The organism is Cellulosilyticum ruminicola JCM 14822 (assembly GCF_001311925.1).
Taxonomy (GTDB): Bacteria; Bacillota; Clostridia; order Lachnospirales; family Cellulosilyticaceae; genus Cellulosilyticum; species Cellulosilyticum ruminicola.
In genome coordinates this window covers 1-19424 of record NZ_BBCG01000021.1, presented here as the reverse complement: position 1 = coordinate 19424, position 19424 = coordinate 1, and the positions used below count along the sequence as shown (strand labels likewise).

The following is a 19424-nucleotide window of genomic DNA, read 5'->3' as shown; positions in this document are numbered from 1 at the left end:
ATGGAAAAATATTGTAATATATATATATAATCGAATATTAATTTTTACTATGATATAATAAAGATAATATATTTAGGGGTGCTTACAAATGAAAAGGTATAAAATACAGCCATTGAATAGTTACTACTATTATAAAAAGAGAAAAAATTGGCTTAAAGAGATACTATTGTTTATTATTGGCATGGGTGTGATTTGTCTTGGCATCGTAGGTAATGGAAACTTGGGAGATGACTTAAAGGCATTAAGATTGAAAAAGGAAATAAGTGCTGAATCTGTATATATAGACGGAAATAAGGTGGCCTATGGTTTATATAAACAGAAGCAAGAAGTAAAGGGGATTTATATTCCTGCTAGTAAGATTGATAACTACGAAGAATATATTGCTATGGCAAAACGTACAGATGTAAATAGTTTTGTAATTGATGTAAAAAATGATCAGGGTTATTTAACTTTTACATCTGATAATGAGAAACTTGTTAATATGGGATGTGTGTTGGCTGATCCTCCTATTGAAAATATCGGTGGCGTAATGAAGCGATTATATGAGGAAGATATTTACCCTATTGCACGTATTGTGACTTTTAAAGATAATGTAGCAACAAAACATTTCCCTAACTTGGCAGTTAAGAAGTTAGATGGTAGGGTGTATGAATTAAAATCTGGGGATAGATGGCTTGACCCTTATAATCAGGAGAATTGGGATTATATATTAGAAGTCTGTAAAGAAGCTATTAAAATAGGATTTAAGGAAATACAATTTGACTATATTAGGTTTCATGAATCAATGGACGAAGAAATCGTACAATTACCTCCTAATAAAACGAAATCTGAGGTGATTACAGAATTTGTGACCTTTATAAGTAAACAGCTTGAAGAGTATGGTGTAAGTGTATCAGCCGATGTTTTTGGAACAATTATAATGAGTAAGATAGATGGTGAAAATGTAGGTCAGGATTTTAAAGAGCTCTGTAAGCATTTAGACTATATTTGTCCTATGATTTATCCTTCTCACTATGCAGACGGAACATTCGGAATACAGTATCCACATATACAATGTTATGATATAATATTAAAGTCTATGGAACTTGCACAGGATAAGATTTTAGAGAATCCTAGGATAGAGCGCAAGGCTAAAATTAGACCATGGTTACAGGATTTTACCTTAGCAGGAATGAAACCATATCAATTTTATGGAGAAGAACAAATTAGGAGCCAGATTCAGGGTACATATGATGCAGGGGTGAATGAATGGCTATTTTGGAATGCATCAGGTAAATATACAGAGGCAGGATTAGATGAAGAATAAAGGATGTGAATCTTTTTGGTAGATCAAAATAAAATTATTCTTATGACAAAACTTGAGATGTATAATAAAAAGCATGGCAATATAGATAGGGAACGTTGTAAATATTTCCTTGAGGATTATATATATACTAAAAACTTTATAACAAGAATATATTTTAGTTTAATAATATTATTTTTTATGAGCGTAGGTGCAATTAAAATTTTAACAACACAGCTTATTATACCAGAATCATTAGAACAACTTATGGATGTATATGTGAACCCATATATTCTTCCATGGGTTAGTGGACTTGTTATTTATACACTTGTATCTTCATGGGTACATACAAAAGCATATAAAAGGTCTAAAGAAAGATTAAAGATATATCGTAAAACCTTAAGAGAATTAGATGCTTATGAAGATAAAAAGGAGGAGTTAAATGAGGATTCTTGAAAACCTATTAATGATAAGACAAAATGTGATTAAGATGTACAAACAATATGATTATATTGCAGGGCCAATCTTAAAGTTCATTATGATATATATTATTATAAATATGTTTATATCTAAAATTAGTTATGAGGGGGCATTTACTAACCCAGTTTTAGTATTATTTATAAGTTTAATAGGTGTAGTTCTCAATGATAAGGGGATATTATTAGGTACAGTTGTTTTAGTTCCGCTTTATGTTTTGACACTTAACCCTATATTAGCAGCTATTTTGTTTATATTTTTAATTGTGATATATATATTATTTATGCGACTATTTCCTAAAGAAAGTTTGCTTATTATTGTAACATTAGTTGCTTTTTCGGTGCATATGGAAAATTTAATACCAATTGTTGTAGCTTTATTAGGAGGATATGTAGGTCTTATAGGCATTCTATTAGGTGTATTTATATGGTTTTTGATTCCTAATTTAGCAGAAGCAGTTGTGATAACTGGTGTAGGAAAAGATGCGTTAGTGGAAGCAGCAAAAAATTTGACGACAATTAAACTGGACACAGTTATACTTGATCAAAAAATGCTTTGCGTTATGATTATATTTTTTGTAGTTTTTAATACTGTTTACTTTATTAGAAGATTAGCAGTAGATTATGCCCCATATATTGCAATTGGTATGGGGGCTATTATGAATATGATAGGTTTTAGTTTAGCAATATTATTTTTAAAGATAGATATAAGTCTGTCAATTATGCTCATTACAACAGTGGAATATGCACTTATAACTATAGTAATAGAATTCTTTTCTAAAGTGTTAGATTATGAACGCTCAGAAATATTAAATTTTGAGGATGATGAAAACTATTACTATGTTAAAGTAGTTCCTAAAATTTATTTAACAACTACTAAGAGAAAAGTAAAACGTGTTTATAACGGTAAAACGAATAAAAATAATCATATACCATATAATATGAAAGAGGAAAATAAAGATACAAGCCTTTAATTAAGGTTTGTATCTTTTATTTTGAAGTTGTTTAAATAATGTGTATGGATTAACAAAAATAAAAAATAAAAAATAAAAAATATTTTAGTGCTTCAATACACGAGAAGTATAAAACATGCTATAATAAATTATAAATAAATGATAAAGGAGTTTTGGCCAGTGGATGTAATAAAAGAAGCGATTAGTAAAATACCGTATATAGGCATTCCACATATTGGCATTCGAGATATAATAGATGTATTAGTAGTTGCCTATCTAATATATATTGTGCTTAAATGGATCAAAGACACAAGAACATGGGCATTGTTTAAAGGGGTAGTAGTTGTTCTAGTAGTAGCAATTGTCGCTTATGTTTTTCAGCTGCATACACTTTGGTGGGTAATTTCTAATACAATTACCTTTGGTGCAATGACATTATTAGTTGTATTTCAACCAGAATTAAGACGTGCACTTGAGCAAATCGGACGAGGCAATATGTTTGCTACTATGTTTAATATAACGGACAACGAACAAGATGGTATGACAGATGAAGCAATTGAAGGCATTGTGAGAGCATCTTTGCATATGGCAAAATATAAAACTGGCGCACTAATGGTAATAGAGCAGGAAACAAGGTTAGGTGATGTAGAACGTACAGGGATAAGCATAGATGGGGTATTAACGAGTCAATTGCTTATCAATATATTTGAAAAAAATACACCACTACATGATGGTGCAGTTATTATAAAGAATAGCAGAATATCAGCAGCTACATGTTTTTTACCACTTACAGATAGTATGGATGTAAGTTTGGATTTAGGGACAAGACATCGTGCAGCTATTGGGATTTCAGAAGTGACAGATGCTATTGTTATCGTTGTATCTGAAGAAAATGGTGTGATTTCATATGTTAGAAATGGTAAGATTAGACGAAATTTAGATGCAGATATGATTAGAAAAATATTACTTTCAACACGTAAGAAAAAACGTAATGAGAAAAAAATACTCGATCGTAAACGTGCGATGTGGAAAGGAAGGGTCAAAGATGAATAAGATATCAAGGGAAGACCTTTCATGGAGAATATTATCGTTATTATTAGCAATGACATTATGGCTATTTGTTATTAATACGCAAAATCCTACACAGCCACAAACTATTAAAAATATTTCTGTTACAATTAAAGGGTTAGATGCATTAGAAGCACAAGGTTATGTGCTAAAGAATGAAGAAGAAATTAAAAATCAAATGTTTTCTGTTACAATTAGAGGACCTAGATTAGAAATTGATAAGGTTTATAATGAAAATGCAATTACTGCAACGCTTAATCTTAATCAATATTTAAGTGATTTAACGCAAGATTCAGTACAGTGTATAGCTAATTATACTGTTGATATTATATTAGATGGCCATTCAATTACTGTAACAGAGAAGAAAGCTCAATATACAAGTATTGTACTTGAGCGTGAAGCATCTATGACAACTAGTATAAGTTATAAAATTGCAGAAGGCACTACAAAGGATTATGAACTTTTAGCAGATCCTGTACTTAATCCAACAACTATTGAGATTAAGGGTGCAAGATCGGCTATTAGTGAAGTGGCTACAGCAGTAGTAAATATTGATGGTAGTGCATTTTCAGAAGAGAGTTTAGTACAACGTTTACCAGTAACTATTTATAATAGTAAGGGTGAAGAAATTACAGGGCTTGTAACTTCACCACAAACGGTAGAAGTAAGATTACTTATTGGGAAATTTAAACGTGTACCACTTAAGGTGCGTGTAATTGGTAAGGCACAAGAAGGTTATGTATACAAAGGAACTCAGTGCGAGCCGCAGGTGCTTACAATTGTAGGTAAAGCTGAAGTGGTAGATAAAATTAATGAAATTACATTAGAGTCTATAGATATAAGTCAATTTGTAGAAACGAGCACTGTATCTGCAAAACTTAATTTGCCAGATGGTATTACCACAAGCAGTGCTAAGGCAGTTAATGTAACAGTACAAATTGATAAAAAAATAATTATATTTATAATGTGCCAGTTTCATTATTAAATATTGATGTACAAGATCCGGATAACGGATTTAATTATGAGATATTATCTAGTGAAATTCAAGTAGGTATTTCAGCTACAGCAGATGAGATTCTAGCTTATAATGCAGCTCAAATTGCACATCAGTTAAAAGGCAGCTTAAATTTAGCTGGCTATGATGAAGGGGAATATACATTGCCGTTAAAATTACAAGTTACAGATAAGTTTAAGGTGTTAAATGACTCTGTAGATTTAGAGATAAAGATTACAAAAGACAAGACTCAAGAAGAAGTGGAAAATCCTAATCCAGAAGAAACATCTGAAACAACAGAGGCAGCAGCTCAGTCAGAAATTTCACAGCCAGAAAATAACGGTAAAACAGAAGAAGAAAACTAAAAAACGGTTACTTTAATGATTTTAAGCATTAAAATAACCGTTTTTTTTTGTATTATATTTACTTGATGAGAGATTGAAAATAAAGTAAAGTTATAATAATATATTATTATACGAAATTAAGCGGATGAAAGAAGCTATATAATAGATATATGAGAAGTCGAAAATAATGGGCCTCAGGAGTGTGAGTATAATGAAGAAAAGTGTAACAATGTCAGATATAGGCAAAGTCTTAAATGTAAGTACTGTAACCGTTTCTAAAGCATTAAGCAATAAAGAGGGAGTCAGCCAAAGTGTAAGAGAACAGATTATAGAAATGGCACATCAAATGGGCTATGTTTATAATGGGAATAGTAAGGAAGATGGAAAAGAAACATATTACAATATTGGAATCTTAGTACCTAATCATTTTATGAATGAGACAGGTAATTCATTCTACTGGAAAGTATATCAGAACATTACAAGTAGCCTTAAAAAGCACAATAGCTTTGGGATATTAGAGTTGTTAGATCGTAACTATAAAAGTCATTTACCTAAAATAATAAGTGGCAATAAAGTAGATGGTATTATTTTATTAGGGCAAATGGATAATGAATATATAGATGTATTGTATGAAACAGGCATACCTATGATGTTATTAGACTTTTACAATCAGGATGCTAAATATGATAGTATTATTAATGATAGTTTTTATAGTGCATATATGCTGACAAACCATTTAATTAATATGGGACATAAGAAAATAGGGTTTATAGGAGATATATATGCGACAAGCAGTATATTAGACCGCTATCTAGGTTATTGTAAATCACTAATAGAACATAAGATACCTTTAAGAGATGAATATGCTATTTGTGATCGTGATGAAGATGGATTATATATAGAATTTGAACTGCCACAGGATATGCCAACTGCTTTTGTATGTAACTGTGATGAAGTGGCATATATATTTATTAATAGATTAAAAGAAATGGGATTTAGTGTACCGGATGATATTTCCATAGTAGGTTTTGATAATTATATGTTCTCTAACTTTATTAGTCCAGCACTTACAACTGTTTCAATTAATGATGAAGAAATGGCAGAAGTAGCTGTCACAAGTATTTTAAATAAGATAACAGGAGATAATAAAAAAATAGGAAGAAGAATTGTTACAAGTAATATTATTTATAGAGATTCTGTAAAAGATATTAGATAATAAATGAAAAATAGTCTAATAAGTTAAGTAAAAGAGATGCTGCTCAAGGTGAGTAAGTATCTCTTTTTAGTTTAATAAAGTAAATCAATGAAATGATGAAATATAGACTAAAGTTAAGTAAACATATAAAGTAAAAACTTTCTAAGATTAAAGTACTGGATATAATGTAAAGACTAAGATAAAGTCTATTAGGTAAAATGCTATAAAATATATAAAATAATAAATAAGCATTGATTTATTTTGGTTGATATTTTATAATAAATTCAGAAATTTAAAAATTACTTAAAATTAGATTTATTACTTAAATCTAGAATAAGGCTAGAAGGGATGACGGTATAAATATATATATTGGGAGGGATACATATGAAGTTAAAAAAGGTACTATCATTAGCTTTAGGCGTAACAATGGCAATGACTACATTTGTTGGATGTGGCTCAAATGCAAAAAGTAATGAAACATCAAGCAAAATGGCTGAAGGGGCAGCGGAAGGAAAGGAATCTGTAGATATTAAAGATATGAATCCAGAAGATGTAACTGGTGAAATTAACTTTATTACGCATAGAACGGATCTTACAGATACTTTAATCCAAGAGTATATTACTGAATTTAATAAAGAATATCCAAATGTAAAAGTAAATGTAGAGGGAATTACAAATTATCAGGATGACATTAAAGTACGTATGAGTACAACAGAATATGGGGATGTATTAATGCTTCCTGATGTTAATAAAAATGAATACTCTAATTTCTTCTTACCATTAGGTACAGTAGATGAATTAAGTCAAAGTTATAGAGATGTACAGGGAAAATCATTTGAGGGTGACGTTTATGGTATCGCTTCGATGCTTACAGCTCCAGGTGTACTTTATAACAAAAAGGTATTTGAAGCAGCAGGTATTACAGATATTCCTAAGACACCAGATGAATTTTTAGCAGCTATGCAAAAAATCAAAGATAATACGGATGCAATTCCTTATTATACAAACTATGTTGCACAATGGACACTTACACAATGGGAGGCAAATAGATGTGCATATGGTGACCCAAAAGTACTTATTAATATGTCACATGATAATGCACCATTTGCTCAGGGAACAGTACATTATGAAATTTATAAGTTAATGTATGATTTAGTTAAGCAAGGATTAGTAGAAGATGATCCTATGTCAACAGACTGGGAATCATCTAAACAAATGATTGCAGATGGACAAATTGCTACCATGGTACTTGGTGAGTGGGCTGTTTCACAAGTCAAAGCATTAGCTGCAAATCCAGATGATATTGGTTATATGCCATTTCCTATTACAGCACCAGATGGCAAACAATATGCTGAGATTGCTTCAGACTTTGCATACTGTATTAATAAAAATACAAAATGTCCAGAAGCAGCATTAGCTTTCTTATGGTGGATGGTAGAAAAATCAGGATATGCACAACATGAAGATGGCATTCCAACACAAATAGATGCAGACTATCCAGAAGCCTTAAAAACTTTCGAAGATGCAGGGGTACAATTCATTTCGGTTACACCAGCACCAGCAGGGGAAGAAGATTTATTCGACAACATTGATAATGGTTCAGAAGTTGGTACATGGCAGCCAAAATGGAAACTTACTATGGTTGAAGCTGCACTTGGTAATAGAAGTGAAACATATGATGAAATCTGTAATCAAATGAATGCAGATTGGGCAGCAAGTAGAGCTGAATTAAAGAAAAAAAATAATTAATAACAGGTAGTTCTTTTATAAGAAGGAAGTTTTAAATCTTTCTTATAAAAGGACTGTCGTTCTTAAAAGATAAGACATTGTACACGTATACAGATCTTGTAATCAAAATATAAATATAAACTATGACATTGTAGCGAGACAAAAAATATATTTTAGATTAAAGAGGATAGGGGGAGAGAGAATGAGTATAATTGCAACTGTTAAAAGCAAAAAAGTTGTTGATTATAAAAAGCAAAGGCAAAGGGAAAAAAATATAACGATTATAACATTTACATGTATTCCATTAGTACTTCTAATTTTGTTTTCATTTATTCCATTAGGGAGTATGTTTTACTATGGTTTAACGAGCTGGAATGGTACAGCGCCAAATAAAGAATTTGTAGGATTTCAAAATTACGTCACAATCTTTACTAAACCAGAGTATTTTGAGGTGTTTAAAGTCTCTATTTACTACTTTGTAGGTTCATTTGTGCAATTGGCATTAGCTTTATATTTTGCAACCATATTAACTTCAGGCGTAAGATATCAAAATTTATTTAAAGGCTTTTTATTTTTCCCTTATTTAATAAATGGTGTTGCTATTGGATTTATCTTTTTATATTGCTTAAAACAAGGGGGAACTTTAGATATTATTTTAACTAAGATAGGTCTTGGAAGTCTGATTCAGAAATGGCTAGGTAATGCAAAAATTATTAACTATTCTATGGCAGGGGTATCTATATGGCGTTATATGGGGAATAACCTTATTATGTTCATTGGCGCAATTCAATCCATCTCTGATGAAATCTATGAAGCAGCTGAGTTAGATGGTGCTAGCAGGTGGCAGCAGTTTAAATATATTATTATGCCAAGTATCAAACGTATTGTACAACTTAATTTATTACTTGCTATTAATGGCGCACTTGCTGTATTTGAAATTCCATATGTCATGCTTCAAGGGGCAAATGGTTCTAAAACATTTGTTATTCAAACCATTGAAACAGCATTTCAATTTAAGAAAGTTGGACTAGGTTCAGCTATGGGTATTGTTTTGTTAATGATTGTTGTAGTGATTGCAATTATTCAAAATGTATTCTTTAAGGAAGAGGAGGCTGAAATGTATGATTAGAAGAAGGCATTTAACAGTTAAAGATATGTTTTTTAGTATATTAAAATATGTTTCACTTATTATTGCGTCATTAGTAGCACTTATTCCCATAGCTGTTGTATTTTTTGCAGCATTTAAGGATTCAGAGGAATTTAAGAAAACTAGTGCTTTAGCACTTCCGAAAAGTTTCTTTAACTTCAGTAATTATATAGAAGCTTTTATAAAAGGCAAGATGTTAACAGGTTTTGTTAATACAGTAATTATAATGGGGGTTTCATTAGCTGGTGTTATTTTTATTGGTACAATGCTTGCTTATGTTTTACATCGCTTTAATTTTAGATTTAAAAATGTCATCTTAGGGGCCTTCTTACTTGCAACATTAATACCAGGGGTTACAACACAAGTTGCGACTTTTCAAGTGATTAATGCTTTAGGTGTTTATAACACCAGATTTGCACCAATCTTGCTTTATATGGGCACAGATATTATTTCAATTTATATTTTCTTGCAGTTTATGGACAACATTTCAATTTCTATGGATGAAGCAGCTATGATAGAGGGCGCATCCTACTTTACAATTTACCGAAAAGTTATTTTACCACTTTTAAAACCGGCTATTGCAACAGTGGTTATTATCAAAGGCGTTGGTATTTATAATGACTTTTATACACCATTTTTATATATGCCAAATACGAAGCTCAATGTGCTTTCAACAGCACTCTTTAAATTTAAGGGGCCATATTCAGCTAAATGGGAAGTTATTTGCGCATGTATTATGATCGTTGTTATACCAACATTCTTAGCATTTTTATTCTTACAAAAGTATATTTATAATGGTTTTACTTCTGGATCTGTTAAATAAGATGGGAGGGAAAATGAATGAAATATCATTATTATGATTATACAGAGAAGTTAAGTTTAGTTTTGCAAAAGGCAAGAAATGGACAATCGATTACAATTGGTTTCTTAGGGGGGTCAATTACACAGGGCTGTAATCCATCTGTACCGGAGAATGCCTATGCAGTGAGAACTTATAATTGGCTTAAAGAGTTTTTGACACCTACAAAGGTGAAATATATTAATGCTGGTATTGGCGCAACAGGTTCACTTATTGGGGTACACCGTATGGTGGAGGACTTACTACAATATAAGCCAGACATTATCGTTGTAGAATTTGCGGCAAATGATGTACCACCTACAGATGGTAGCAAAAAGTCTTATGAAAGTGTCATAAGAGGGATTATAGAACATTTACCTGAGACGGCAATTATTGAACTTATGATGACACTTGAAGATGGAACAAGTGCTTATGCACAGCAAACTCAAATAGGTCATCATTATAAAGTACCTATGATTAATTATAGACAAGAGATTTTAGAAGGCATGGCAGTAGGGGAATATACATGGCAGGATATAGAAACAGATGAAGTTCATCCTAATGATAGAGGACATAAAATAGTAGCTGATTTACTTGCTAACTTATTTGAGGTAGCAGCTAAAAATAAAGTACCTGCTGGCTATCATTATGAGATGCCAGAGGAAGTATTGTTTAGTAAAAAATATAGTGATGGCATTATTTTAAATCGCAATAATTATAAACCACTTTATACAGGAAGTTTTTATCCTTGTGATGATGGATTTAAATCTTTATGTGCAGGCTGGAAGGCAGAGCAGTGTGAAAATAATAAAGCACTTGTTTGCAAAGTGGCAGCTAAAAATATTCATCTACTTTATAGAAAAAATGTAGGAGAGCAAATGGGGATTGCTGAGATTACTATAGATTATGATAAAAAGCTAGAAGTAGATAGTTCTTTTACAAATGGTTGGGGAGATTATGCTGAAGTTTTTATGCTTCTTGAAGAGGAAGAATGTAAAGAGCATATCATTGAAATTAAGCTTAAGGAGGGCAAAGAAACAGATACGTTTACAGTACTGGGATTACTTGTATCTAAGGCTTAATGAAACAGCTTATAATGGCAACATGAGCAATTATAAATAGATAAATAAAAAAATATAGAGCTATAAAGGAGAGTTACATATGTCAGAAATTAAAATGTTTACAAATTCATTACCTAATATTCCATGGCAAGATCGTCCAGAAGGCCTAGAAACACCTGTATGGCGTTATAGTGAAAATCCTATTATTCTTAGAAATCCACTCAAAGGAGTAGCACGTATTTTCAATAGTGCTGTAGTACCTTATGAAGGAAAATTTATTGGTGTATTTAGAGGGGAAACTTTATCTGGGGTATCTTATTTATATTTAGGTTATAGTGAAGATGCAATTCACTGGACATATGAAGAAGAAAAAATTCAATTTGTTGATAAAGAAGGTAAATCTTTTATGCCTGGTTATGCTTATGATCCAAGACTTGTAAAAGTTGAAGACACATATTACATCATCTGGTGTACAGACTTCTATGGTGCAGCACTTGGTATGGCTAAAACAACTGACTTTAAGACATTTGTAAGAATTGAGAATCCATTTATTCCATTTAACAGAAACGGTGTACTTTTCCCAAGAAAGATTAATGGTAATTTCATGCTTCTTTCTAGACCTAGTGATAGCGGTCATACACCATTTGGAGATATTTTCTTAAGTGAAAGTCCAGATATGGAATTTTGGGGTAGACACAGACACGTTATGACAAGAGGATATAGTAACTGGTGGGAATCTCTTAAAATTGGTGGAGGTGCAGCGCCTATCGAAACAAGTGAAGGATGGCTATTGTTTTATCATGGTGTAGCCGGTACTTGCCAAGGTTATGTATATAGCATGGGTGCAGCAATCTTAGATATTGATGAACCATCTAAAGTAAAATATCGTTGCCAGCACTTTGTATTAACACCAGAAGAATGGTACGAAGAAAGAGGTTTCGTAAATAATGTAGTATTCCCATGTGCAACACTTCAAGATGCAGACACAGGTAGAATTGCAATTTACTATGGCGCAGCAGATAGTTACGTAGGACTAGCATTTACAACAATTGATACTATCGTAAATTATGTGAAAGAACATAGCAATATGATAGGTGATGATGATCAAATTGGTATCAAATAATAAGTTGAGGAATTTGAGAGAAGTTGTAGGGGAGTGTGTGAAAATGATTAATAGTCCACAAATGGTACAAGAAATTAAAGGCCATTTACTTTATAAAATTAATCCTTTTTGGAAGAAACTCAAAGATGTAGAAAATGGTGGGTTCTACGGCTATATGAGTGAAGAGCTTGAGTTAGATAAAGAGGCAGTAAAAGGGGGCATTTTGAATTCGAGAATCATGTGGTATTTTTCAAACTTATATTTAACAATGAAAAATACTGAAGACCTAGAATATGCAAAGTGGGCCTATGTATTTTTCAAAAACCACTGTTTAGATAGGGAATATGGTGGTGTGTATTGGATGATGGATTATAAAGGTAATGTGGTAGAAGATATGAAACATACTTATAATCAAGCCTTTGCAATTTATGCATTATCGACTTATTATGAGGCGGCTAAAGATCAAGAAGCGTTGGAGATGGCTATGAGCATCTTTGAAAAGATAGAGACAGTTGCAAGAGATGAATATGGTTATTTAGAAGCATTTACGAGGGAATGGTCACCTCTTGAGGAAAATATACTTTCAGATGATGAGTATTTATGTTCTAAAGGAATTTATGCAGAAAAGACAATGAATGTACTTTTACATATTTTAGAGGCTTATACGGAGCTTTATCGTGTAAGTCATCATAAAGCAGTAGGGGAGAAACTTAGAGATTTACTCATCGTATTTGCTAAAAAAGTATATAATCGAGATAAACATTTATTAGAAGTATTTTTTGACCGTAAGATGAATACCATTGTAGATATGCATTCTTATGGGCATGATATAGAAGCTGCATGGCTGTTAGATAGGGCGGCTGAAGTCTTAGGAGATAAAGAGATTATAGAATCTACCAAGGTTTTTACAGTGGATATAGCTTATAAGATTAAAGAGGAAGCATTTATAGATGGTGCCCTTAATAATGAACGTATTGGAGAGTATATTGATACTACAAGAATATGGTGGGTGCAAGCAGAGACTGTCATAGGATTTACTAATGCCTATGAAAAAACGGGAGATAGAGAGTTTTTAGTCCTAGCAGAGAGAGAATGGGAATTTATAAAGAAATATATTATTGACTTACGAGATGATTCAGAATGGCATTGGCAAGTAGATAAGGAGGGCAAACCTGTGTTACCAAGTCCAATAGTGGAACCTTGGAAATGTCCATATCATAATGGTCGTATGTGTATGGAGATTATAAGGAGGAACAAAAATGTTTAAGGAAAACTACGAAAGAGAACTTGCAAAATATGAGCAGCTCATTACACGTAAAAATGTAGTTTCAGATGAGTATAACGGCATTTATGATCGCTATACTTATCCAGTACTTACAAGAGAACATGCGCCTTTATTTTGGCGTTATGATTTAAATCCAAAGACAAATCCATATTTCATGGAGAGACTTGGCATTAATGCGGTATTTAATGCGGGAGCTATAGAACTTGAAGGGAAGTTTTATGTAGTTGCTAGAGTAGAAGGATATGATAGGAAATCTTTCTTTGCTGTAGCAGAAAGTCCTAATGGTATTGATAACTTTAGATTTTGGGATTACCCTATTTTACTTGAAGATACATGTAAAGAAGAAACAAATGTGTATGATATGAGACTTACAAAACATGAAGACGGCTATATTTATGGTGTATTCTGCTCTGAAAGCAAGGATTCTAATAATGCAGATTTATCTGCGGCTGTGGCTCAAGCTGGCATTGTGCGTACAAAAGATCTTAAGAAGTGGGAGAGACTTCCTAATCTTAGAACACAGGCAGAGCAACAGAGAAATGTAGTCCTTCACCCTGAATTTGTAGATGGTAAATATGCTTTTTATACAAGACCACAAGATGGTTTCATTGATGCAGGAAGTGGTGGAGGAATAGGCTTTGGACTTTGTGAGGATATTACAAATGCCTATATTAAAGAAAAAGAAGTAATTATTAATACAAGAAAATATCATACAATTACAGAAGTTAAAAATGGAGCAGGAGCAGTACCTATAAAAACAGATAAAGGCTGGCTTCATATTGCTCATGGCGTACGAAATACAGCAGCAGGACTTCGATATGTTACTTATGTATTTGTAACATCCCTTGAAGATCCAACGCAATGTATTGCAGAACCATCTGGATACTTTATTGCACCATATGGTGAGGAACGTGTAGGAGACGTAAGTAATGTAACTTTTATAAATGGTGCCATTGCTAGAGAAAATGGAGATGTATATATTTATTATGCGTCTTCAGATACAAGGCTACATGTAGCAACGACTACTGTAGATAAATTATTAGATTATGCATTTAATACACCAGGAGACCCACTTAGAAGTGTAGAGTGCGTAGTGCAAAGATGTGAACTTATTAAGAAGAACTTAGAAATTATGAATAAGTAATGATAAAAATGAGTTGTTGTATTATTAACAGCTCATTTTTTATGAATTAATATATGAGAATATTGAAGTGTGGAATAAATATTTATACAATCGTAATGATAAAACAGGAAAAGGAGATAATATATGACTTCAATATTACTAGTTGTGATTTACATTGCATTTATAAGTTTAGGGCTACCTGATTCTATATTAGGCTCTGCTTGGCCATCTATGTATGATGAGATAGGTGTATCTATATCATCTGTGGCCATTATTAGTATGATTATTGCTAGTGGGACAATTGTATCTAGTTTATTTAGTGATAAGATAATTCGTAAATTAGGAATAGGTAAAGTAACTGCTATAAGTGTGGGGATGATAGCAGCATTATTAGGATTTTCATTTTCAAATCAGTATTGGTAACTATGCATAGGGGGAATACCGTATGGATTAGGTGCGGGAAGTGTAGATGTAGCACTTAATAACTTTCTTTGCATATTACAGCGTCGAATCAACAACAGGATTTTTGGTTAGTAGTTATTTTAATCTTATCATTTAATAATACTTTGATTTTAATTGGTTTAATTATGATAGGAGTCGGATGTGCACCTATTTATCCAAGCTTATTGCATGAAACACCTGTTACTGATGGCTTTTCAAGTAAACTTATGGCTAACTTTAATGAAGATATGCCTATACTTTGATGTAAAAATTCTAACTAATTCTGATGTTCTAAATTCAATTCATTCTGGAAAAGATGGAAGAAAAATATATAATCTTTTACATATAACTGCATTGTATAATATAAATCATTCTATTTATTTAATGACATTGATAAATAATAACCTGTATTTTTATTTTAATAACAAAAAATATAAAAAATAAAGATAAAATATTCATAATTTGATATAATTTACTTAAAAATAAAAGACGAAGGGAGAAACTACATGTTTTATATTGGTGTGGATTTAGGCGGAACAAACATCGTGGTAGGGCTTGTAGATGAAAAGGGGAATATTATAGAAAAAGTACAAAAACCCACGTGCAGAGAACGGGGGATTAGAAGAATTAGTGATGACATTATAAGGTTGTGTATGAGCATCATAGAAAAGTATAATTTAGATGATATGAATTTAGTAGGGATTGGTATTGGGGCGCCAGGAACGATTGACCGTAAAAAGGGTCGGATAGTGTATTCTAATAATATTGCAGTAAGAGACTTTGATATCGTAAGTTATATAAGGAGAAAGTTAGGGAATTTAGGCAAGAGAATATTAATAGAAGTGGCTAATGATGCTGATTGTGCAGCATTAGGAGAAGTAAAAGCAGGAAGAGCTAAAGGATATAATAGTGCAATTGTGATTACACTAGGAACGGGTGTAGGAAGTGGGATTGTCATAGATGGCAGATTATTTAGTGGATGTCAGCCGGGAGGAGGAGAACTGGGGCATCAAATTATTGTGAAAGATGGTAAGCCCTGTACTTGTGGTAATAAGGGGTGCTTTGAAGTGTATGGTTCGGCTTTAGGCTTTACTAATATGGCAAGGGAGATAGCTGAAAAATATCCTGATTCAATAATGAATAAGATGGTAAAGGGGAATTTGGATAAGATGAATGCCAAAGTGCCTTTTGATGCGGCGAAACAGGGTGATGAAGTAGCAGTTAAATTGTTAGATCAATATATTACGTATTTAGCTATAGGATTAAATAATATTATTAATGCTTTTAAGCCGGAAATTATATTAATAGGAGGGGGTGTTTCCAGACAAAAAGAGAGTTTGATTTTTCCACTGAGAAAGAAATTAAAAAATATGGTTTTTGGTGGAAAAATGATGACAGAGATTCAAGTGGCAGCATTAGGAAGTGAAGCTGGAATAGTTGGTGCTGCTATGCTTTGTGAGAATTAAATTATTGTAAGAATAGTAAAATCGGTTTATAATAAATGGGATAGACTATACTATACCTCAAAGAGAAAGTGAGGAGTTTTTTAATGGGTAAATTATTTGGAACAGATGGTGTACGTGGCGTTGCTAATACAGAACTTACAGGTAAGCTTGCTTATCAAGTAGGTCAAGCAGGTGCGTACGTTTTAACAAAAGAAACTAAAAAACAACCCAAAATTATTGTGGCTAGAGATACAAGAATTTCAGGAACAATGTTAGAAGCTGCACTTGTAGCTGGTATTTGTTCAGTAGGTGCTAAAGCGATTTCAGTTGGCGTTGTACCTACACCAGCAGTAGCATATTTAACAAGAGAATTAGGTGCAGATGCAGGTGTTATGATTTCTGCTTCACATAATCCGTTAGAGTTTAATGGAATCAAATTCTTCAATAGTGAAGGATACAAATTACGTGATGAATTAGAAGAAGAAATCGAAAACCTTATTTTAACAAGAAGTGATAATATTCCAGCGCCAACAGGTGAAGAAATTGGAACATGGGATATGGATCATTCAGTAATTGATAAATATATTGATTATGTATGTAATACAATTCCTGGTGACTTAAATGGTCTTAAAGTACTTATTGACTGTGCAAATGGTGCAGCTTCAGAAGTGGCACCTATCGCATTAGCACGTTTAGGTGCAGATGTTGAAGTGATTCATCATAAACCAAATGGTGTAAATATCAATAAACTTTGTGGCTCAACACATATGAAAGATCTTCAAAGTCAAGTGGTAGGACGTAAAGCAGAAGTAGGTATCGCTTTTGACGGCGATGCGGATAGATGTCTTGCAGTTGATGAAAATGGTGAAATGATTGATGGTGACCAAATTCTTAGTATCGTTGGTTTAGATATGAAAGAAAGAGGCATTTTAAAACGTGATACAATTGTTGCAACAGTTATGAGCAACTTAGGTTTCACAGTTATGAGTAAAGAAAAAGATATCAATCTTATTCAAACAAGAGTTGGTGACCGTTACGTGCTTGAAAAAATGCTTAAACATGGTTATAACCTTGGTGGTGAACAATCAGGGCATGTGATTTTCTTAGACTATAATACAACTGGTGATGGACTTATTACAGCAATCCAATTATTATATGTTATGAAGAAAACAGGTAAACCATTATCTGAACTTAAACAATGTATGCAAATCTTCCCACAAGTACTCATAAATGCACATGTTAAAAATGAAAATAAACATGCATATATCGAAGACTTAGAAATTCAAGAAAGAATTGCTGCCTTAGAAGAAAAATTCAAAGGTGAAGGTCGTGTACTCATTAGACCATCAGGTACAGAACCACTTGTACGTGTTATGATTGAAGGTAAAGATCAAGCTGTTATTGAAAAAGAAGCGCAAGAACTTGCTGCTTTCATTGAAGAAAGATTACAATAATATATGAAGTTATAGAGGCATAAACCCTAAATTGGTTTTATGCCTCTTTTGTGTTAAAGAATATAAAAGAGGCATAAACTTATTTAGAGACATGCTATATGGAAAATGTACAGAATAAATACTGAATGAAAATATTATAAGTGGCAACACTTAGAAAAATGCTAAGAAAAAGGAGAAGGAAATGGCTACGTATAAGAGAAGGTTTGTGAGTTTGATGATATTAGTTATAGGATTTTTTTTAGGCGGCTTAGGACAATTAACTATAGAAGGAAAGAATATAGAAAGCACAGGAGGAGAAAAAAATCAAGAAGATGTTAAAGGATATAAGGTATATTTTAATTTGGCAGAAAGAAATCTAGAAGTTACAACATCAGGACAATATTATGTAATATGTACGACCACAAGTACTCCTTATAGAATTATAGTTGAAAATGCGGTGAGAGATGTAGAAATTATTATGCAAGATGTGAATATAGATGTTTCTAAACAAAAGGATGTTGGTGGTATAGAGATTCATGGAAGTGCAACATTGACACTTAAGGGAACTAATAGTGTTATGGGAGGTAGAAAACAAACATGCATATTGGTTACAAAATATGGCGATTTAACTATTTCGGAGGAGAGTACCGGGAGTTTATTAGTAGAAGGAGGAGAATTTGCCAGTGCTATAGGTGCACAATGGAGGGAATTGGTGGAAAGTTATATATTAAAGGCGGAAGTATACAGGCTTATACAAAAGGAATCGGAGCAGTTATTGGAAGTATAGCAGGAACTCAAGATTATGGTATGAAGCATATTACTATTACTGGTGGAGATGTTTATTGTGAAGTTTTAGAAAGTGGTGGTGCAGCTATAGGGGGAGGTATGAAGAGTACAGTGCCTAATATAGAGATTAATGGAGGACATGTGGTTGTAAAGGCTGGGCGAGACTGTAGGGCTATTGGGAGTGGCAGATATTATACGGGAAAAGAAGGACTCCTGAAAATAGGGGGAGGACAAGTGATTGTCTATCAGGGAGAAACTGCAGGTAAGGAATATATTGCACCTATTAAGTTAGATAAGAATACGGTTTTAGAAAGCCAAGCAGTTATTATTTCTATTGAAAGGATGGCAGAATCAAGGGATATAGATTATGTGACATCCATTGATGTAAGTGAATTAAATAAAAGAGTAAGGTTAATAATCAAGGAAATAGATATGGATGAAGAAATAAATTTAAAAGAGAAGGGATATTTTATTAATGTTTATTCACCTGCTAAAAAGTACTGTATAGTATCGCGTGATGAAGAATGTATATATTTACAAAGTGAGTCTAATGAGCCTAGAGAGCAAGAAGATAAAGAAGTATATTAGATGTAGGAAATGAGGAGAAGGATAAAGAAAGTATATTAGATGTAGGAAATGAGGAGAAGGATAAAGAAAGTATATTAGATGTAGGAAATGAGGAGAAGGATAAAGAAAGTATATAGATGTAGGAAATGAGGAGAA

The 19424-nt window shown here is 32.4% G+C and carries 18 protein-coding genes and 1 pseudogene; all 19 read left to right on the top strand.

The genetic code is table 11. From position 1 onward, the window contains the following. Nucleotides 1–88: 88 nt before the first annotated feature. The 19 genes and pseudogenes from JCM14822_RS08945 (at nucleotide 89) to JCM14822_RS08850 (ending at nucleotide 19289) form a co-directional block, all read left to right on the top strand. Nucleotides 89–1306, top strand: a complete 1218-nt coding sequence (locus tag JCM14822_RS08945) for a putative glycoside hydrolase (RefSeq protein ID WP_054741639.1) — start codon at nucleotides 89–91, stop codon at nucleotides 1304–1306. Between the two features lie 15 nt (nucleotides 1307–1321). Continuing rightward, nucleotides 1322–1738 carry a hypothetical protein gene (locus JCM14822_RS08940; protein WP_054741637.1) on the top strand — a complete coding sequence of 139 codons (417 nt, stop codon included), beginning with the start codon at nucleotides 1322–1324 and terminating at the stop codon, nucleotides 1736–1738. After that, nucleotides 1725–2732 (top strand): hypothetical protein, encoded by a 1008-nt coding sequence (locus JCM14822_RS08935; protein ID WP_054741635.1) that lies wholly within the window; start codon nucleotides 1725–1727, stop codon nucleotides 2730–2732. Before JCM14822_RS08940 ends, JCM14822_RS08935 begins: the two co-directional genes overlap by 14 nt. Nucleotides 2733–2891: 159 nt before the next feature. After that, the gene (gene cdaA / locus JCM14822_RS08930; protein WP_157047697.1) at nucleotides 2892–3764 is read left to right on the top strand and encodes a diadenylate cyclase CdaA; all 873 of its coding nucleotides are present in this window, start codon (nucleotides 2892–2894) and stop codon (nucleotides 3762–3764) included. Further along, nucleotides 3757–4764 (top strand): CdaR family protein, encoded by a 1008-nt coding sequence (locus tag JCM14822_RS08925; RefSeq protein WP_054741631.1) that lies wholly within the window; start codon nucleotides 3757–3759, stop codon nucleotides 4762–4764. Before cdaA ends, JCM14822_RS08925 begins: the two co-directional genes overlap by 8 nt. Further along, complete coding sequence (locus JCM14822_RS08920) at nucleotides 4746–5138, top strand: YbbR-like domain-containing protein (RefSeq protein ID WP_054741629.1); 393 nt, start codon at nucleotides 4746–4748, stop codon at nucleotides 5136–5138. The genes JCM14822_RS08925 and JCM14822_RS08920 overlap by 19 nt, the downstream gene beginning before the upstream one ends. 190 nt (nucleotides 5139–5328) lie before the next feature. Further along, complete coding sequence (locus tag JCM14822_RS08915) at nucleotides 5329–6333, top strand: LacI family DNA-binding transcriptional regulator (protein ID WP_054741628.1); 1005 nt, start codon at nucleotides 5329–5331, stop codon at nucleotides 6331–6333. Between the two features lie 363 nt (nucleotides 6334–6696). Continuing rightward, on the top strand, nucleotides 6697–8061 hold the full coding sequence (locus JCM14822_RS08910) for an ABC transporter substrate-binding protein (protein ID WP_054741626.1): 1365 nt from the start codon (nucleotides 6697–6699) through the stop codon (nucleotides 8059–8061). Between the two features lie 181 nt (nucleotides 8062–8242). Continuing rightward, the gene (locus JCM14822_RS08905; RefSeq protein ID WP_054741624.1) at nucleotides 8243–9169 is read left to right on the top strand and encodes a carbohydrate ABC transporter permease; all 927 of its coding nucleotides are present in this window, start codon (nucleotides 8243–8245) and stop codon (nucleotides 9167–9169) included. Beyond that, nucleotides 9162–10010, top strand: coding sequence for a carbohydrate ABC transporter permease (locus JCM14822_RS08900; protein WP_054741622.1), 849 nt, complete (start codon nucleotides 9162–9164; stop codon nucleotides 10008–10010). The genes JCM14822_RS08905 and JCM14822_RS08900 overlap by 8 nt, the downstream gene beginning before the upstream one ends. 17 nt (nucleotides 10011–10027) lie before the next feature. Next, on the top strand, nucleotides 10028–11107 hold the full coding sequence (locus tag JCM14822_RS08895) for an SGNH/GDSL hydrolase family protein (protein WP_054741620.1): 1080 nt from the start codon (nucleotides 10028–10030) through the stop codon (nucleotides 11105–11107). A gap of 79 nt (nucleotides 11108–11186) precedes the next feature. Further along, a complete protein-coding gene (locus JCM14822_RS08890) occupies nucleotides 11187–12209 on the top strand; it encodes a glycoside hydrolase family 130 protein (protein ID WP_054741618.1) in 1023 nt (340 codons plus the stop codon). Between the two features lie 43 nt (nucleotides 12210–12252). Next, nucleotides 12253–13455, top strand: coding sequence for an AGE family epimerase/isomerase (locus tag JCM14822_RS08885; RefSeq protein ID WP_083461351.1), 1203 nt, complete (start codon nucleotides 12253–12255; stop codon nucleotides 13453–13455). Then, nucleotides 13448–14617, top strand: coding sequence for a glycoside hydrolase family 130 protein (locus JCM14822_RS08880; RefSeq protein WP_054741616.1), 1170 nt, complete (start codon nucleotides 13448–13450; stop codon nucleotides 14615–14617). Before JCM14822_RS08885 ends, JCM14822_RS08880 begins: the two co-directional genes overlap by 8 nt. Before the next feature lie 123 nt (nucleotides 14618–14740). Beyond that, nucleotides 14741–15094, top strand: a pseudogene (locus tag JCM14822_RS08875) (MFS transporter); the annotation flags it as partial. A gap of 449 nt (nucleotides 15095–15543) precedes the next feature. Continuing rightward, a complete protein-coding gene (locus JCM14822_RS08865; protein WP_054741611.1) occupies nucleotides 15544–16503 on the top strand; it encodes an ROK family protein in 960 nt (319 codons plus the stop codon). An 83-nt stretch (nucleotides 16504–16586) separates the two neighbouring features. After that, entirely contained in the window at nucleotides 16587–17936 is a 1350-nt protein-coding gene (glmM, locus tag JCM14822_RS08860; RefSeq protein WP_054741609.1) for a phosphoglucosamine mutase, read from the top strand. Between the two features lie 181 nt (nucleotides 17937–18117). Continuing rightward, nucleotides 18118–18702 (top strand): hypothetical protein, encoded by a 585-nt coding sequence (locus tag JCM14822_RS08855; protein WP_054741607.1) that lies wholly within the window; start codon nucleotides 18118–18120, stop codon nucleotides 18700–18702. Continuing rightward, nucleotides 18615–19289: a hypothetical protein gene (locus tag JCM14822_RS08850; protein WP_054741605.1), complete on the top strand. Its 675-nt coding sequence runs from the start codon at nucleotides 18615–18617 to the stop codon at nucleotides 19287–19289. Before JCM14822_RS08855 ends, JCM14822_RS08850 begins: the two co-directional genes overlap by 88 nt. The last annotated feature ends 135 nt before the right edge of the window (nucleotides 19290–19424 follow it).